Annotated in this window: 17 protein-coding genes; 6 read left to right on the top strand and 11 right to left on the bottom strand. The window is 55.4% G+C overall.

The window, feature by feature from the left end; genetic code table 11:
* The first annotated feature begins 17 nt into the window (after window positions 1-17).
* Window positions 18-317 carry a 4Fe-4S dicluster domain-containing protein gene (locus tag AKL25_RS18315; protein ID WP_050479145.1) on the top strand — a complete coding sequence of 100 codons (300 nt, stop codon included), beginning with the start codon at window positions 18-20 and terminating at the stop codon, window positions 315-317.
* 56 nt (window positions 318-373) lie between these two features.
* Here the strand turns inward: AKL25_RS18315 and AKL25_RS18310 are convergent, their stop codons facing one another.
* The 4 genes from AKL25_RS18310 to AKL25_RS18295 all read right to left on the bottom strand — a co-directional run bounded on the left by AKL25_RS18310 (window position 374) and on the right by AKL25_RS18295 (window position 3,371).
* Window positions 374-595, bottom strand: coding sequence for a hypothetical protein (locus AKL25_RS18310; RefSeq protein ID WP_050479144.1), 222 nt, complete (start codon window positions 593-595; stop codon window positions 374-376).
* 168 nt (window positions 596-763) lie between these two features.
* On the bottom strand, window positions 764-946 hold the full coding sequence (locus AKL25_RS18305; protein ID WP_050479143.1) for a hypothetical protein: 183 nt from the start codon (window positions 944-946) through the stop codon (window positions 764-766).
* A 408-nt stretch (window positions 947-1,354) separates the two neighbouring features.
* On the bottom strand, window positions 1,355-2,275 hold the full coding sequence (locus AKL25_RS18300) for an ornithine cyclodeaminase family protein (RefSeq protein WP_050479142.1): 921 nt from the start codon (window positions 2,273-2,275) through the stop codon (window positions 1,355-1,357).
* 157 nt (window positions 2,276-2,432) lie between these two features.
* Window positions 2,433-3,371, bottom strand: a complete 939-nt coding sequence (locus AKL25_RS18295; protein WP_050479141.1) for a LysR substrate-binding domain-containing protein — start codon at window positions 3,369-3,371, stop codon at window positions 2,433-2,435.
* 376 nt (window positions 3,372-3,747) lie between these two features.
* On the opposite strand from AKL25_RS18295, the gene AKL25_RS18290 reads away from it, so the two are divergent.
* Window positions 3,748-4,368 (top strand): ABC transporter ATP-binding protein, encoded by a 621-nt coding sequence (locus AKL25_RS18290; protein ID WP_050479140.1) that lies wholly within the window; start codon window positions 3,748-3,750, stop codon window positions 4,366-4,368.
* Between the two features lie 240 nt (window positions 4,369-4,608).
* Here the strand turns inward: AKL25_RS18290 and AKL25_RS23865 are convergent, their stop codons facing one another.
* Window positions 4,609-6,360 carry an eCIS core domain-containing protein gene (locus tag AKL25_RS23865; protein ID WP_083444774.1) on the bottom strand — a complete coding sequence of 584 codons (1,752 nt, stop codon included), beginning with the start codon at window positions 6,358-6,360 and terminating at the stop codon, window positions 4,609-4,611.
* Between the two features lie 265 nt (window positions 6,361-6,625).
* Window positions 6,626-6,949 (bottom strand): helix-turn-helix transcriptional regulator, encoded by a 324-nt coding sequence (locus AKL25_RS18275; RefSeq protein ID WP_050479138.1) that lies wholly within the window; start codon window positions 6,947-6,949, stop codon window positions 6,626-6,628.
* Window positions 6,950-7,113: 164 nt separating this feature from the next.
* Between AKL25_RS18275 and AKL25_RS18270 the strand changes: the two genes are divergently transcribed.
* The gene (locus AKL25_RS18270; protein ID WP_050479137.1) at window positions 7,114-7,542 is read left to right on the top strand and encodes a hypothetical protein; all 429 of its coding nucleotides are present in this window, start codon (window positions 7,114-7,116) and stop codon (window positions 7,540-7,542) included.
* A 9-nt stretch (window positions 7,543-7,551) separates the two neighbouring features.
* Here the strand turns inward: AKL25_RS18270 and AKL25_RS23860 are convergent, their stop codons facing one another.
* Together AKL25_RS23860 and AKL25_RS18265 are read right to left on the bottom strand one after the other, a co-directional pair.
* Entirely contained in the window at window positions 7,552-7,863 is a 312-nt protein-coding gene (locus AKL25_RS23860) for a YdcA family protein (RefSeq protein WP_083444773.1), read from the bottom strand.
* Window positions 7,864-7,923: 60 nt separating this feature from the next.
* Complete coding sequence (locus AKL25_RS18265; protein ID WP_050479136.1) at window positions 7,924-8,370, bottom strand: SRPBCC family protein; 447 nt, start codon at window positions 8,368-8,370, stop codon at window positions 7,924-7,926.
* Window positions 8,371-8,761: 391 nt separating this feature from the next.
* Between AKL25_RS18265 and AKL25_RS18260 the strand changes: the two genes are divergently transcribed.
* The 3 genes from AKL25_RS18260 (at window position 8,762) to AKL25_RS18250 (ending at window position 11,907) form a co-directional block, all read left to right on the top strand.
* Entirely contained in the window at window positions 8,762-9,940 is a 1,179-nt protein-coding gene (locus tag AKL25_RS18260; RefSeq protein WP_050479204.1) for a DUF262 domain-containing protein, read from the top strand.
* Window positions 9,916-10,704 carry an MAE_28990/MAE_18760 family HEPN-like nuclease gene (locus AKL25_RS18255; RefSeq protein ID WP_157050694.1) on the top strand — a complete coding sequence of 263 codons (789 nt, stop codon included), beginning with the start codon at window positions 9,916-9,918 and terminating at the stop codon, window positions 10,702-10,704. The genes AKL25_RS18260 and AKL25_RS18255 overlap by 25 nt, the downstream gene beginning before the upstream one ends.
* A 144-nt stretch (window positions 10,705-10,848) precedes the next feature.
* Window positions 10,849-11,907 (top strand): DNA cytosine methyltransferase, encoded by a 1,059-nt coding sequence (locus AKL25_RS18250; protein ID WP_050479134.1) that lies wholly within the window; start codon window positions 10,849-10,851, stop codon window positions 11,905-11,907.
* Between the two features lie 197 nt (window positions 11,908-12,104).
* On the opposite strand, the gene AKL25_RS18245 is transcribed toward AKL25_RS18250, so the two are convergent.
* The 3 genes from AKL25_RS18245 to dnaN form a co-directional block, all read right to left on the bottom strand.
* Window positions 12,105-12,734, bottom strand: a complete 630-nt coding sequence (locus AKL25_RS18245) for a DUF2026 family protein (protein ID WP_050479133.1) — start codon at window positions 12,732-12,734, stop codon at window positions 12,105-12,107.
* A 291-nt stretch (window positions 12,735-13,025) separates the two neighbouring features.
* Window positions 13,026-15,524 carry a DNA topoisomerase (ATP-hydrolyzing) subunit B gene (gene gyrB / locus AKL25_RS18240; protein WP_050479132.1) on the bottom strand — a complete coding sequence of 833 codons (2,499 nt, stop codon included), beginning with the start codon at window positions 15,522-15,524 and terminating at the stop codon, window positions 13,026-13,028.
* Window positions 15,525-15,674: 150 nt separating this feature from the next.
* Entirely contained in the window at window positions 15,675-16,781 is a 1,107-nt protein-coding gene (gene dnaN / locus AKL25_RS18235; RefSeq protein WP_050479131.1) for a DNA polymerase III subunit beta, read from the bottom strand.
* Window positions 16,782-17,388: the final 607 nt, after the last annotated feature.

Raw genomic sequence — 17,388 nt, 5'->3', positions numbered from 1 at the left:
CCGGCGGAAAGAACACCATGAACAAGAACTCAACGACCGGCTGCAAGCAGCCTCCCGGCGTCATTGTGCCGATGGTCAATCTGAAGCGGTGCGAAGGGAAGGGCGATTGTCTCGACGTTTGCCCGGAAAACGTCTTCACCATCCGCCGCATCGACGATGCGGACTACGAACCGCTCGGCCTGCTCAACAAACTGAAGCTGCGCGTACACGGCATGCAAGTCGCCTACACCCCCAACGCCGGCGCCTGCCGCGCTTGCGGACTGTGCGTGACGGCGTGCCCGGAGCGGGCGATTACGCTGGCGCGCGCGACGCCTTAGCCCAACTCCTGAACGTGTTCCACACTCTGCGCGCCATCTTCTGAACCAGGCACGCCTCACGCGTCGCCGATAGAAATTTGCGGTTCTTCCTTGTGCTTTTCCAGTTTGCTTGCCGCCTCGTCGTGATGCGGCGGGCGGGTGTGGTCGAGCCGGCTTTCGGTGGAGTCTTCGTATTCGTGGTCGGGGTCGAAGGTTTCTTCGGCGGCGGGAGATTTCGGAGGAACGGGAGTCGTGAAGCGGAACACCGGAGTCGGGCGAACGGGATCTTGATTGCGCATGATGTTCTCCTTCAGGCTTGTTGCTGCGCGCCCATATGGACAGACAGGTGGACGCAGGCGGGCCGTACAGGGGTCAGCTTACTCCTGTGGTGTGTATCTGTCATAAGAGATATGTCGGGGCGCCGCGCCGCTTGCCTCAGTGAAACAACTGAGTGAAACAATCGCGGCTCAGGGCTTGCCGACGGAAATCTGCGGCTCGTCCTTGTGCTTGCTGTCTGCGGCTGTTTTTTCGTGATGCGGCGGCTTGCTGTGGTCGAGTTTGCTTTCGGTGGCGTCCTGGTATTCGCGGTCCGGATTGGGCGGCGTGTCGGCTGTGACGGGTGCGCTGTGCGGGGCTGGTCGGTTGGGCATGGCGTAGTCCTTGTCTGAAAGTGAATTACTGACCAGTCTGCGACGTAACTGCTCCTTGCTATCGGTGCGCCGACGCAATCGGTGAGGGGATCGGTATTACTGTAGACAAGGCGACGCCCGACGGGGATCGGACAGTGCCGCAAGCTGGTGTAGGAGGAGGGCGTCGGAGCGTGTGCGGGCGGAGACCTTGGTTCAGCCGCCTTCGACGACGCTGGGTCCCAGCGTGCGCTGGGACGACGGCGGGTGAAATCAAAGCCTGGAGAAATTACCACCTCTGTCGTCCTGACGGAAGTCAGGACCCAGCGTCGTACAACCCGCGTACCTGCCCTCCATGACATCCACAAAAACAAAACGGCGACCCGCAGGCCGCCGTTTGCAATACCGCTGCTACGGTAAATTACTTCGCGATCACCAGCCGTTCTGCGCCGCCGCCTTGCGATACGCCAGACCCGCCAGCGCGACGTCTTCCAGACCGATGCCGATGGCTTTGTAAATCACGATATCGCCATCCTTGCGTTGATAGCTCATGCTGCCGTCGACGGCCTGGCCCAGCTCCCACACATTGGCCCAGTCGAAGGTGCCAGGCGCGCATTGCACCAGGTCGCCGGCTTCGGTTTGCGCCTGCGGTTTCCATTCCACCACCAGTGCGGCGGCGCGCTTGATGGCGATGTCGTCCAACTCGCGCACGGTGGCCTTGCTGGCGCCGACGGCGGCGACGAAGGCGCCGGGTTTCAGCAAATCGCCCGAGAACAGCGGCGTGCTCGCGCGCGTCACGGTCACCAGCACGTCGGCCTGGCGCGCGGCTTCGTCGATCTCGACCACGCGTGCGGGCACGCCGTAAGCCTTGGTGACTTCATCGGCCAGTTCTTGCTGGCCGGAGAGGCCGGCGATCAGGATTTCCTTGAACTTGCGCACCTGCAGGATCGCCGGAATATGCGAACGCGCCTGCACGCCGGTGCCGATGATGGCCAGCGTTTCGACGTCCTTGCGCGCCAGTGCGTCGCAGGCTACGGCGGTCGCGGCGGCGGTCCGCAGGCCGGTCATGGTGTCGCCTTCGATGGTCGCCAGCGGTGCGCCGGTCTCGGTCGAGAACAGCGTGATCACGAACTTGAACGCACCCTTGATCGTCGTGTAGACCTTGGCCCCGGCGATGCCTGCGTCGGGAATCACCGCGCCCATCATCGACAGCATCACGCCGTTGGAAGCGCTGGTGCGCACGCGCGCCTGCTGGGCGCCGCTGCCGGCGCCGGCGAAGGCTTCGCGCATGGCTTGCACGGCGTCGGCGGTGGTCACGAGTTCGCTGACTTGTTGATTGGTAATGAGCTTCACGGTGGTCCTCTTCTATGTACTTGGGTGAGTTGATGCAAATTCAGAGCGACTGATGAAACGCGGCAAGCGGCGTTGCATCTGTTTGCCATCGAGCTTTTGCCGGTCGCTCTTCATGATAGGTTTTTTAATGCAGCGGCGCAGGATCAACAAACAGGAATCAGCGCACCCCATGCGCCGCGCTCAGGCAGGCCCAGATGCGGTCCAGATCCGGCCGCGCGTCGTCGATGCGGCGATAGACGCGGATGTCCATTTCATCGCTCCACAGGCCGGTCGCCAGCGCCTCGTTGTCATTGGGCGCGACCGCCAGGGTCAGCTTGCCTTCGGCGACTTCGCGCGTGACGGCGCTGGCCGGCAACCAGGCGACGCCGTGGCCTTCCAGCACCATGCTCTTCAAGCCCTCGGCCAGGTCGGATTCGAAGCGGCGGAACACATGCACCGGGCGCGGGCTGCTGCTGAGCTGTTTCTCGACGATGCGGCTCAGCGACGAATAGGAGGAATAGCTCAGGAAAGGCACCGGCTCCGCAGGCGTACCCGGCAGCGCGTACTTGGGCACGCCCTTGCGCACGGCTTTGACGTAGGGGCGCAACGGCTCCTTGCCGAGCGACAGCATGGCGTAGCGTTCGGAATCCAGATCGATGCCCTGCTGCGGGTGGTGATAGCAGATCAGCAGATCGCAATTGCGCTCGACCAGTGCCATTACGGCATCGTGCACATTGGTGGCCTGTACGGTGGTCGCCAGCGGGCCGGTGGTCTGCTCGATTTCGGACAGCAGCTTGGGATACAAGGTCAGCAGCAGCGTGTGCGGCATAGCGAACTTCACCGTCGCCTGCGCGCCGGCCAGCTGACCGCGCAGGATCAGGCGCGCCTGGGTCGACTGGTTGAGCATCTCGCGCGCGATCGGCACGAAGGACTCGCCCGCCGGCGTCAGCGCGCAAGGGTAGGTGGAGCGGTCAAACAGCTCGGCGCCGAGCCAGGTCTCCAGCGAACGCACGCGGCGGCCGAACGCCGGCTGCGTGACGTTGCGCAGCTTGGCCGAGCGGCTGAAGTTGAGCGTTTCCACCACCGACAAGAAGTCCTCGACCCATTTGATTTCCATTGTTTCCCGCTCTTTTCCCTGATTTTGGCTTGAATGCCGGTGCTGTGGAAGGCTCCGTGATGCCGTCCGGCGATGTGTACTTTCCGGCATATCACTATACAAATACAGCATGGGAAAGTCCCATGCCGTTTCGGCATTGCCTTGGCGACAACGTTTTGCAATGGGCTTCTTCCCCGTCGCAGATCCAAGGCCGATCACGCTGCCATGTCGTCACCATTGCGCCGTCGTCCTGACGAAAGTCAGGACCCAGCGTCGTACCAAGGCCTGCCACGACAAATGAACGCTGATCGTCATTGAACGTTCGCCCAGCTCCATTACAATCGCTGCTCGGCCCACAACGCCATACCGCCCACGACCAACGCAAAGACACGACCCGATGACCAGCCCGACCATCCTGCAAGCCACCGACCTGACTTTCAACTACCCCGAGCGCGAACTGTTCAACCAGCTCTCGCTCGCCATCCCCGCCGGCGTCACCGTCATCCGCGGCGGCGACGGCCGCGGCAAGACCAGCCTGATCCGCCTGCTGGCCGGCGAACTGAAAGCGCACAGCGGCCAGCTGGCCATCAACGGCATCCGCATGGACGATCAGCCCGCGCAATACAAACAACAGGTCTACTACGTCGACCCGCGCACGGAAGCATTCGACCAGATGACGGTGCCGGAATATTTTGCATCGGTGCGGGAGCGGTTTCCCGGCTTTGACGATGCGGCGCTGCCGGCATTGATTGAAGGCCTGTCTCTGACGCCGCATGTGGAGAAGAAGCTGTTCATGCTATCGACCGGCAGCAAGCGCAAGGTGTACTTGGCGGGAGCGTTTGCTGCGGGGGCCGTAGTGAACTTGTTGGATGATCCGTTTGCGGGGTTGGATAAGGGATCAATCAACTTCGTCTGCCGGACGCTTAACGATATCGGCGCCCGGTCGGTGTGGATGGCGAGTTTTTATGAGACGCCGGAGGAAATTGCTGCGACGGAGATTGTGGATTTGGACGATTGAGCATGTGATGGCAAGCTCCCCCCGCGGATTAACCTGGCATAGTAAGGATCGCGCGTGGAAACGCATGACGGAGCTTGATGGATCGGGCTTGAACAAGAAACTCACAGGGTCCCTCCAGCGCGTCGGCCAATCGGACGACTGTGCCGTCCGGCATGCGTTTTCATACGGGAAGTTTCTGCATATCGGCTCGACCGAAGCAACGGATAAGGCAATGACTGCGCTGTGGGCGCGAGGTATCGCTCACAGCGGCGGCAGGTTGTTGCGAGGGTAGGTCTGGGTCTTGCTGGGGATGGTGTAGTTCTTCAGATCGGATTCGTCGTCGTTTTCCGGGTCGTGCACGCGTAGCGTGGAAATGGTCACAGTCAGGCTGGTCGGCAGCACGGCGCTCCAATCCTGCCGTTGCGCATTGCCGTATGTCACATGCGTCGCATAATGGATCACCTCGTTGTTGGCGAGACGGCGGCGGCCCTCGTTTTCCGGGTCTGCCATGCCGGTCTTTTCGGTATTGAAGGTCTCGCTCAACGGCGTCAGATTGGGGTCGGAGAATTTTCCTCCCAGCGAACCGGCGACCAGATGGCCGGCGATGAAGCGCCGAGTGCTGGACTTGTTCAATTCGGTTTCCAAAGCGCGGCCCTCGGCTTTTTCGCCGGAGAACAGCGCTCCTGGTTTGGCGGTGATGATTTCCGAGCCGGTACCGAGGTTATAGCCGCTGATCGACTGGGTGGCGGTATTCGAGATGAGCGCATTGGCGGGGAGCTCCACCGCATTGTCCTTGAGCAGGTTGATGTCGGCCGTCAGCAATGATTTCAGGGTCAACACGATCCCACTCAGGTTGTTGATGCCTTTGACCGTCGTCTCATGCAGCGGAATCAGCCAGGAAAAGAGCTGAACGACACGGTTGAAGCGTTCCGAATCGCGATCGAACGACGCACGGCCGAGCTCCTTGAATGGCTTGACCCATTCAGCCAGTTTCTTGTAGCCCCGGATGTAATCCGCATCTATTTTACTGATTTCTTCCTGATACACGTCACGCTTAAAACTTGGTGTGCCCGGGATTGTCCCTGCCAGCAAGCCGGTGATGTGGTCACGCAACCCGTCATAGTCGTTGTTGATCTGGACGATTTGCTTGGATGGACCCGCCTCCTGGAAATTCGCCTCGACCCCCTGGGCGAATTCGATACGTTTATAGTGATACTGCACGAGGTCGGGGCTGATGTCATGGATGCTCTTGAGATTTTCGGCCAGCCAGTCAAACAGCTCCTGCTGGATCGCCTCTTCTTCTGGTCGGGAATCTGCCGCAGGTAGTATTTGAACGAGATATTTGGAGAGACGGTCTACGTCCTCCTCGTCAAGCTTGCGCTGAACCGGAGCCTCGCCGCCGGCCGATGCCGTCGACGCAAGTCCCGGCGCAGCGTGCTGCGGGCCGGCCGCATCGTGCATCTGCAATGCCCGCGCGCCCATCGCATCGGCTTCGCGTTCCAGATGGACATCGTCATTGACCGCGACGCCGCGTTTGGCCTGGATGGTCGGCCGGACCCGGCCCTGCGCTTGCTGCACCACGTGCCAGGCTTCATGCGGCAGATGCCGCTCCTGACCGGGAGCAAGATGGATATCAGTCCCCTGCGCATAGGCCAGGGCGTTGAGTTGCGCCGGTTGCGCGGAGTTGTAGTGTACGCGCACGTTGTCCATCGACATACCCGAGAGGGATTCCACTGCCGATTTGAGTTGTGTCGGCAAACCGGTGCGATTGGCCTGCGGTGCTGATTCACGGCGCTGGCTTGCACCCTGGGGGGCGCTTTGCGGGGTGCCGACCTGCGCTCTTTGCTGGTGAACCAGGGTGCCGTTGAGGGCTATTTCCTGTAGTTTGCGTTGCGCCAATTGCTGCGGGCGACGATCGACGAAAGTGTCTGCTTGCCGGGCGCCTGTTGTTGCCCTGGATTGGATGACGTCGTGCGCGCTGCGATCCCGTGCTTTTTCTATTTCCGTTTGCATCGTCTCTCCTGAATTTCTCCAGTATTTTCCGGAGGAACAGCGACACACGACGGCGTGTGATCACGCAAATATACCAATAAATGCGCGATCAATCACATCCTTCTGAGGCGGATGGGTTACGCGTCCATGCTGAGCAAGTCAGGCAGGTACCCGATGACCCCCTCTTGCTAATCGAAGCGGTCGATGGCCGCGTTGGCAATACCTCGATATGACGCGTGCAACCATGTGAAGCTCAAGTCAACATCATCGAGCTGAGTGATTGAATCTAATCTTGAGTGCGCCTGAGTTGGGCAATCAGTTGTGTAAGCTCTTTTGACTCAAGCTGACCAACCAGCAAAATCAACTCGGCCAGTCGGTTATTCGGTTCGAATAAAAAACTCACCGGCACCCCCAGCGCGTCCGCCAAACGCAGCACCGTACCAAAGTCGGGCTCATGCACGCCGCGCTCATACTGATTCATCCGCGCGCTGGCGGTGAACTCATCGATACCAGCCAACACCCCAAGCTGAAACTGCGACAGCTCGGCGCGCTTTCTTGCCTCTTTCAGACGAACAGGAAAGATTGACGGCTGTTTGGTTGGCGTTTTCATGCTAAGAGTTTCTTAATAATGGCTTGACCATGTACTAAGAGTTACTTAGTATTTATGTCTGATACACAAAGGAAGAGGCCGCAAAGTAGTCTCGTTTTCCTTTGATGACATCACGATTTTCCTGCAGAAGCAAAACCTGGCCTGACAACAGGAATTGATCCGCCATGACCGAACAGACCGACTTCTTCATCACCGCCTGGAAGCACATGGCGGAGCTCGATGATTTTCTTGCAGAACAGGCTGCGGAAGCAGCGCGACGCATCACCGAGAGATTTGCATGGAAGCGAGAGCGATGTGCGATCTCAGCGGCGCAAAACGATTTTCGGCTTGAAGTGATTGTGCGCAAGGAGTCCGTCGTCACCAGGGAACAGACCACATGCGTCTGCGCAATGCTCAACCTGAGCTTGCTGACGGCATCTGCGACGGCATCCAGGGAAAGCTATCTGCACGCGGTGGAGCTATTGCGCGAAGCCACGAATGAGGCCATGGCGCTGCCGCCTGCATTGACGCGAATAGGAGTGCGGTTTCGATGGGAGAGGAAATATCGGTATTGCGCGAGCAGGCCGACTCAGCTTCAATCCGGATCTGAGTAACCCGAAGCTTCAACGACGCCGATAGCTTTTATTACCGCTATCGGTATAGCAAAACTGCCCTCCACGCGGTCCGGTGCAGTATCGATGACTACGGCAACTGCAGCCATCGTCGTCGTCCTTCGCAAGCGGCATCAGCTGCTGCTGATTGGACATGGAACAGAACTTCTTCGATGCACTGACGGAGCCGTCGTTGCAAATGAATTCGGCGCCGGCACAGTGAGAGATGCCGCCCTTTTTTCCTGAACAGGGCGTGTTGGCTGCTACACCTGATTGATGGAACGTGACAAGTGTCAGCGCGAGCAAAATCCAAGCGGTCTTCATCCCGCCCCCTCCCTTTTTTATTATTGATTGCGCGCAGACCTGAGAAAAAGCAGGTTCGCGCTAGCCGGGAATATTCGGCTCCACCAGATTGGCCAGCTGCGCCAGCGACTCCTGCCAACCGAGATAGCACATCTCCACCGGAATCACTTCGGGTATTCCCGACTGCGTAATGCGCACATCCGTGCCGGTCAGGACCGGCTTTAACTTCACGGTCACCAGCAATTCGCCTGGCAGATTCGGATCGTCAAACTTGTCGGTGTAGCGAATCAGCTCGCCCGGCACCAGCTCTTTATATTCACCCCCAAAAGAGTGGCCGTTGCCGCTGGTGAAATTAGAAAACGACATGCGAAAGGTGCCGCCGACTTTAGCTTCCAGATGCTCCACCGTGCAGGTGAAGCCGTAGGGTGGGAGCCATTTGGCGAGGGCGGCTGCGTCGGTGAAGGCGCGGTAGATTTTGTCGGGGGTGGTGCGGAGGATGCGGTGGAGTTCTACGGTTCCGGTGGGCATGGTGGGTCTCCTTAAGGATGTTCTATTGAGAGAAACTTGCGCAATTGATCGCTGTTATGATCAAGCTTGCTCGCGACCTAAACCCGACCATTCAAACTTTAAGGCGCATTATGCCTGATGCGAAAATCGTTATCGTATTTCATATATCTAACTTCTCTGTTCATAATATGAGAGGCCAAAAGTGTTAAAAAATATATAGCGTGTTCTATCTGCAGTTCTGGTGCAGGATGCCTTAGTCGGGATCCGCAACATCTGACAAATAACTTGTTCAGGATGTACTGCGAAACGTGATTTGTGTGTTTCTTCTCGAATATAGTTATTGTAGAAACGACCTTCGATGTAAAATTTTAGACGGTAAATGTGTAGTCAGACTGCCCTAAAAATCATACCTATGACAACTCCTGAAAAAACAGATCTTTTGGATGACGCTCCTCCTCATGGAGTCACTGCTGAACAACAAGCATTGCTGGATAAAGAGATCTCTGAGATAGCAGAGCAACATGATTTGCAGCTCAGAGAATATCCTATTGAGGTATTGGTACATAAATATGCGGACGGCTTAGAAACTGATGAAGCAGAGATATTTATTCCTGGATATCAGCGAGAGTTTATTTGGTTGCCCAAACAACAAAGTAGGTTCATTGAGTCCTTATTTTTGAATCTTCCTATCCCCCCGTTATTTCTTGGGGATACAGATGAAGAAAGTCATCGTGGTGCACTTGAGGTCATTGACGGTACGCAAAGATTGCGAACGCTGCATTACTTCATGAACGATCAGTTGATATTGTGCGGCTTAAAGAAAATTCAGGCGCTAAATGGTTTTCGATACTCAAGCTTACCTAGGCATTGGCAACGACGGTTCAAATCTAAATCAATTCGGATTGCGGTCCTTGCAGTCAAATTAGATGAAGAGTCCCGTAGAGAAATGTTTGATCGCCTTAACTCCGGGGGGACGAAGTTGCAACCGATGGAACAACGTCGAGGCCACAGCGACGGTCCTTTTCTTGAGTTCATTGAGCGTCTTGCAAAGGATGCGGCTTTTCGAAGCATTTGTCCCCTTCCTGAGAAAAAAATTAGTCTTCGGGAATATGAAGAGATGCTCCTTCGCTTCTTCGCTTACTTGGATAGGCACGAGCAATTTGTGCATGAAGTTGATCCATTTTTGACCGATTATCTGAAATACATGAACGATGAAGTTGCTGCTGACCCCTCTGCCCTTGATAAACATCAGTCTGAGTTTTCAGATATGGTTGCTTTTGTACAAAAATATTTTCCGGCGGGCTTCCGAAAGGACTTGAAGCACAACACCGTACCGAGAGTTCGATTTGAAGCCATTGCCGTAGGAACAGCCCTTGCGTTACGTGAAAATCCAGACCTTGTCCCAACAGATACGTCGGCTTGGCTTGAGGACGCCGCATTCAAAAAGCACACCCGCTCAGACGCTACAAACTCAAAACCTAAACTACTAGAGCGCCTTTGGTTTGTTCGCGACAAGCTTTTAGGACGTGATCCCCAAATCATAGAACGTCGGAACATTGATGAAGAGTGGAAAAGCTTGGAGCTATTTTGAGTATCCTAAAAACACGTGAAGTTTTTGAAGAGCGCTCAGAGGACGTTGCTTTATATTTTAACTTCCTATTTGAGGTGATCGAAAGACGAGCTATGTTAGCGCTCACCCCTCCTTTTAGGTCTGCGAATCAAGAGGAAAAAGAACTTAAACACATACCAGGCGATGTCATAGACACGCTAAAGGCAAATGGCTTTTTGTTGCTTTATAACCTTGTTGAGTCAACAGTAAATTGGGCGATAAAAGCGATCTACGTTGACATAGAAGAACATCAGCATCACTTCGATGAACTCCACCCATTGCTTCGGAAACACATAGCGACCGCGTTTCGCAAGGATGATGAGTTACACAAGAGAATTCTTGACAGTCAGCATCCTATTAGTCGCAGTATTATCCGCGCCGGATTTGAATCAAACAAACTCTTCAGCGGCAATATTCATCACAAAACGCTAAAAGAATTAGCGGACAAACTTGGCTTTTCTGTCGACACTGATGGAGGTAAGACGCAAGGAGGCCGGAGACTTACTGATGTTAAAAATCGTAGAAATGAGCTTGCACACGGGAACATGTCATTTTTAGCCTGTGGCAAAGCGACCCCGATCGAAAACATCTTGGAGATAAAAAATGAAGTCGTGGCGTATCTTGAGGAAATTCTGAGAAACATAGAGAACTATCTTGCAAAGAAAGAGTATCTCGAAATTAACAGCGCGAATTTCTTCAAAACGCAAGTTTCCAGAGGTCCCGTTACCTCCACGCTCGGAAACTGATATGGAGTGAGATAAGTTGGACGAGGCCTTGATGAATTCAAGGCGTCTATAGTGTCTGAATAGATCCCGTCAATGTAGTTGTATGTACGCGCTTAAGCTTTTAATTTAGCTCGAGTTTTTTAACGGGAATTGATACAATTCTGCATGAAGAAAAAAGCGTTGAAAATTGAAGCCATTGATCTATTCTGCGGTGCAGGAGGATTGTCTTTCGGTCTTCGCAAATCTGGGGTCAAAGTACTGGCAGGTATTGATCTTGATCCTGAATGTAAATATCCTTTTGAAAAAAATAATAGAGCTCAATTTTTTGCGTCGGACGTCACATTAGTAAAGGGCCAGGATATTGCAAAGTTATTTAGTCCTGAGGCTGATATTCGTGTGCTAGCTGGTTGTGCTCCTTGCCAACCATTTTCCAAATATCGTCAGGGAGAGGACACTAGTGTCGACAAAAAATGGAGGCTTCTGTATGAGTTTGCACGTCTTGTACGAGAGATAAAGCCCGATGTCGTCACAATGGAAAATGTACCCGAACTTAAGGGGCACAAAGTTTTTGACGACTTCGTTTTACGATTGAGGAAACAAAAGTACAAGGTGTCTTTTGGCATTGTGAATTGCCTTGAATATGGCATTCCTCAAAGTCGAAAGCGCCTTGTTCTTTTAGCCTCCAAGCACGGAGACATTGAACTTATCGAAGCGACTCACTCAGCGAAAAAATTTGTCACGGTGAAGAAGGCCATAGGTCACTTGCCTCCTATTGATGCAGGGGAACGGCATGAGAACGACCCATTGCATGTTTCAAGTAAATTAAACGAGATCAATTTACGCCGCGTTAGACAATCCAAACCTGGGGGTACCTGGAAGGACTGGGACGAGGAACTACAGTTAGCTTGTCACAAAAAGGATAGCGGCAAATCTTACGCAAGCATCTATGGCCGAATGGAATGGGATAGTCCCGCCCCGACCATGACGACCCTTTGTTATGGCATCGGTAACGGCCGTTTTGGTCATCCGGAACAAGATCGAGCGATCTCGTTGCGAGAAGCTGCAATTTTTCAGACATTTCCAGAGTCATATGAATTCGCCCCGCCCGACGAACTACCTAGTACCAAGACAATTGGCAGGCTAATTGGCAATGCCGTACCTGTTCGATTAGGGGAAGTTATCGGTCTGAGTATTAAGAAGCACTGTGTGGAACAGTCTGCGTAAGACGAATTATTGACGAATGACATTCTTGAAGAGCCGACCTATTCCGTCGGCTCTTTTTTTGAATGCTCATACCATTCTAAGCCTGCATCTGTCGAGCCTTTGATACAAATAGAAACGTCGCTGTGGTACTGGTTTTGGGCTAGTCATAATGAAAAGGGCTCAACCCAGAAATTAAGGCCATTTCCGCATGGATTGCGTTACCAGATGCCGTCAATAGAGGGGGCTCGTGCAGAAAGAATTTTCGTTGGCCCATGGCTATTGCCCATTCCAATGCTTCCGAGTGTTTTCGGTGGACGGCGATACCAAGCCAAGCAAATCTTCAACAAATCGTTTGCATGGCTTGATTGGTCATCCAACAACGAGTTAGCGAGCATCGCATCGTGCTCCACGTAGAAATCCCCTTGTCTCTGAACCTCTTTCAAGCTTCCTCTCCCCTCTAGAAGGGGCTTTTGTAACATCTTGCGAGGAATATTCCAATCGACTCCATCCTCACGCAGAGCGATACCCATGATTGGCGCCATAAAATCAATAAGCCATCCGTCGCACTCGACCCAAGCGTGAAATGCATCTCGGTCAAAGACAAAATTGCCATCCTCTTTCCGTCCATACACGAGGACGTTAGTTTTTTCTTCATGAACCATAAGTGCCATGCAGCCTGCGCTGATAGTCGCGGGTAGATGGTAATGATCTCGCAGAATCAAAGTCCCTGCGGCAGTAAAGAATACGCAAGCGCGATGTGTTATCGCAATTTCAGAGGCCTGGAGCACGCTGTACACGACTTGAAATATGCGCTGGTAGTCGACAAAGGGTAGCAGATGTTTTTTCATAGACAATCATTTACACCATGGTTTTCATTGCGTGTCGCCAATTATCAGCGATGCCTAGATAGCGAGTTTGACGCAAACGAAAAAAGAAAAATTGGCCTGTAAAAACCTTACGCAGGCTCGTTGGACTGAAAGCCGTGGATCTAGTTGATCCTCTTGGGGTGCCATATCGCGAATCTTTGACGGTCGGGGTATCTCTTCTTTAGGAATCACAAAAAATGAGCCGCATCTATGCAAAAGCCCATATGTTTTCACATATGGGCCTCCGCTTAATTCTGCTATTTACTGACTGAATCAAACATCAATATTCCCAGCCTGCAGCGCATTCAACTCAATAAACGCGCGACGCGGTTCCACGTCATCCCCCATCAGCGTCATGAAAATCTGATCCGCGGCGATCGCGTCTTCGATTTGCACTTTCAGCAGGCGGCGGACGGTTGGGTCCATGGTGGTTTCCCACAGCTGTTCCGGATTCATTTCACCCAGACCTTTGTAGCGCTGCTTGCTGACGCCGCGTTCGGCTTCTTCGCGTAGCCATGCCATGGCCTGGTGGAAGTCGCTGATGGCGCTTTCCTTGATCTTGTCGCCGGTGCCGCGGCGGATTAGTGCGCCGCGTCCGATGAGGCCGCGGAAGGTTGCCGCTGCATTGGCCAGCACCTGGTAGTCGGGGCCGTTGACGAAGTCGGTGTCGATGGCGGTGACTTTGATGTTGCCGTGGTACATGCGCTGGATGCGCAGGATGTGCTTGTCGGTCAGCTCGTCGGAGCGGACGATGACGTCGATGCCCGGCTCGTTGATGGCTGCCTTCAGCGCGGCGGCGGATTGCTCGGCTTCTGCTGCGGTGTTCAGCTGCAGGGTGACGCCGGTCATGATGGCCGACAGCGCGGTGGCGTCGATCATGCGCGTCAAGCGCATGATGATGGCGTTGGCGGTGTTGTACTGACGGACCAGTTCGGTCAGCGGGGCGCCGCTGATCGGTGCTGCGCCTTCGCTTGGGACGAGCTCTGCGTCGTTCAGGGCGATCTGCATCATGTAGTGCGCTTCTTCGACGTCGTCTTTCAGATAGCGCTCGTCCTTGCCGGCCTTGACCTTGTAGAGCGGCGGCTGGGCGATGTAGATGTGGCCGCGTTCGACCAGTTGCGGCATCTGGCGATAGAACAGCGTGAGCAGCAGGGTGCGGATGTGGGCGCCGTCGACGTCCGCATCGGTCATGATGATGATGCGGTGGTAGCGCAGTTTGTCGGCGTTGAATTCGTCAGGGCCGATGCTGGTGCCGAGGGTGGCGATCAGGGTGGTGATCTGCTCGGAAGAGAGCATCTTTTCGAAGCGCGCCTTTTCGACGTTCAGGACCTTGCCGCGCAGCGGCAGGATGGCCTGGAATTTACGGTCGCGGCCTTGCTTGGCCGAGCCGCCCGCGGAGTCACCCTCGACGATGTAGAGTTCGCACAGGGCCGGATCTTTTTCCTGGCAGTCGGCCAGTTTGGCGGAGAGGCCGAGGCCGTCCATGACGCCTTTGCGGCGGGTCAGTTCGCGTGCCTTGCGTGCGGCTTCGCGGGCGCGCGCAGCTTCGACGATCTTGCCGCAGATGATCTTGGCGTCGTTCGGTTTTTCTTGCAGGAAATCGGTGAGGGTCTTGGCGACGATTTCTTCAACCGGGCCGCGCACTTCGCTCGATACCAGCTTGTCTTTGGTCTGCGAGCTGAACTTCGGCTCGGGGACTTTGACGGACAGCACGCAGGTGAGACCTTCGCGCATGTCGTCGCCGGAGATTTCGACCTTGGCTTTTTTGGCGAAGTCGTTTTCGTCGATGTATTTGTTGATGACGCGGGTCATCGCGGCGCGCAGGCCGGTGAGGTGAGTGCCGCCGTCACGTTGCGGGATGTTGTTGGTGAAGCAGAGCACCTGTTCGTTGTAGGCGTCGTTCCATTGCATGGAGACGTCGACGCTGATGTTGGTGTTCTGGTCCGACATGCGTTCGCCGGTGGCCTGGAAAATGGTCGGGTTAAGGACGCTCTTGTTCTTGTTGATGTATTCGACGAAGCCGCGGGTGCCGCCTTCGAAGGCGAAGTCTTCTTCCTTGCCGGTGCGCTGGTCGGTCAGCTTGATGTGCACGCCGTTGTTGAGGAAGGACAGTTCGCGGATGCGCTTGGCCAGGATTTCGTAGTGGAATTCAACGTGGGTAAAGATTTCTTCGTCGGCCCAGAAGTGGACTTCGGTGCCGCGCTTGTCGGTGTCGCCGAGGACTTTGATCGGGGAGACTTGCACGCCGTCGACGATTTCGATCTGGCGGTCTTGCGGGATGCCGCGCACGAATTCCATGCCGTACATTTTGCCGTCGCGACGGATGGTCAGGCGCAGCAGTTTGGACAGGCCGTTGACGCAGGAGACGCCGACGCCGTGCAGACCGCCGGAGACCTTGTAGGAGTTCTGGTCGAACTTGCCGCCGGCGTGGAGCTCGGTCATGACGATTTCGGCGGCGGAGCGTTTTGGCTCGTGCTTGTCGTCCATCTTCAGACCGGTCGGGATGCCGCGGCCGTTGTCGGTGACGGAGATCGAGTTGTCGGAGTGGATGGTGACGTGGATTTCGGTGCAGTGACCTGCCAGGGCTTCGTCGATGGAGTTGTCCAGCACTTCGAAGACGAGGTGGTGCAGGCCGGTGCCGTCAGAGGTGTCGCCGATGTACATGCCGGGACGTTTGCGGACCGCTTCCAGACCTTCCAGAATCTGGATGGAGGAGGCTCCATATTGATTTTGTTGCGGTTGATCGGTGTTGTCTGCTGGGACTTGGGACATGGCTACCTTCTGAAAAAACTGACGAAACTGCCTGACTAATTACTAAGAAACTGCAAGGGAACTGCTGAAGTCGGGGATGAAACCGAATTCTTAAAAGTGGCGAAGGGCCGTCTTACGCACGGCCCCTCGTCTGCTTTCGGCTAACTGAAATCAAATGCGCATCGGCATGACGACGTATTTGAAATCGGCATTGTCGGGAATGGTGATCAATGCGGAGGAGTTGGCGTCGCCCAGGGCGATGTTGACGTAGTCGCCCTTGAGGTTGTTCAACACGTCGAGCAGGTAGGTGACGTTGAAACCGATGTCGACGCTGTCGCCGCCGTAGTCGATTTCGAGTTCTTCAACCGCTTCTTCCTGGTCGGCATTGGTGGAGCTGATCTTGAGGCTGCCGGGCGCGATCACCCAACGCACGCCCTTGAACTTGTCGCTGGTCATGATGGCTGCACGTTGCAGCGAGCGCAGCAACTGTTCGCGGCCGATGGTGAAGTTGTTCTTGTAGCCCTTCGGCACCACGCGGGTGTAGTCGGGGAACTTGCCTTCGACCAGCTTGGAGATCAGTTCGATATCGGCGAAAGTCAGCTTGACCTGATTGTTGGCGATTTCCAGTTGGACCGGTTCGTCGCTTTCGTCCAGCAGGCGCTGCAGTTCGATGATGGTCTTGCGCGGGATGATGACTTCCTGGCGCGGGAATTCTTGCTCGGTGGCGACCTGGCAGAAGGCCAGACGGTGACCGTCGGTGGCGACGGCGATCACGTTCTTGCCTTCGACGACCAGCAGCAGGCCGTTGAGGTAGTAACGGATGTCTTGCTGCGCCATCGAGAAGTGGACCATGTTGAACAGGTGCTTCAGGGTCTTTTGCGGCAGCGTGACTTGCGCGTTGTAGTGCTCGGCCTGGGCGACGGTCGGGAATTCTTCCGCGGCCAGCGTTTGCAGGGCAAAACGCGACTTGCCGGATTGCACCGTCAGGCGCTTGTTGGACAGGGTGACCGTCACTTCGCCCGAATCCGGCAGGGCGCGCAGGATGTCGAGCAGTTTGCGCGCGGCGACGGTGGTGGCGGTGGCTTCGCTACCGGAGCCGACTTCGGCGTGCGTGGTGATCTGCACTTCGATGTCGGTCGAGAGGAAAGACACTTTTTCGCCGTCCTTGCGAATGAGGATATTGGCCAGAATCGGCAATGTGTGCCGACGCTCGACAATACCACTCACTATTTGCAGTGGCCGGAGAAGCGTATCTCGTTGGGTTTTGACCAATTGCATAGTCTCTATATCCTTGCTAGTAGTGGTTTAAAGGATGCTGAAAGCCGCTTTCAAATTCTGTCTGCAATCCGGTCTGGTCCTCCGTCTGCGCTCAGTTTTGCCGTCGTTTCCGCAAAGTTGCTGCAATTTGAAAAGGGCTTCGTTGCGGTAGCGCGGGCTTGCTGCTGCCGCTGTGCTACATCTTGCTGCGCGACGAATCCATCCTCGCTTACGGTATGCCCGCCCAATGACATGGCGATGACGACCGGATAACAGCCTACCGGCCGCGTCATGCTTTTTTGGCAACAAAAGAGTCGCCGGGACAAACCGGACCAACTCTCTCATTGTATCAAATCAACCCCTGTTCAAGGAGCAAATTGGGGCTATCGGGATAGGGCCTGCTAACAATTAATTTGCGAGTGCGAACGCGCGGCAGGCGTTGACTGCCTAGGCGCAGCGACGCGTCGTAGCGGTGCTACGGCAAGGGGCCGCAACAACGGAAGGCGACGCCTGCAGCCGTTCCCGAAGGGTTGCTGCCAGAAAGCGCGCTGGCGGCGTTGCATGGCTTGCAGGTGGGCCCGCCACCTGCTACGCCACGCGCCTTGCCAGCACTCTTTCTGGCAGCAAC

The sequence above is a fragment of the Herbaspirillum rhizosphaerae genome, from assembly GCF_001189965.1.
Classification (GTDB): Bacteria; Pseudomonadota; Gammaproteobacteria; order Burkholderiales; family Burkholderiaceae_D; genus Herbaspirillum; species Herbaspirillum rhizosphaerae.
This window is presented reverse-complemented; position numbering and strand designations above follow the sequence as displayed.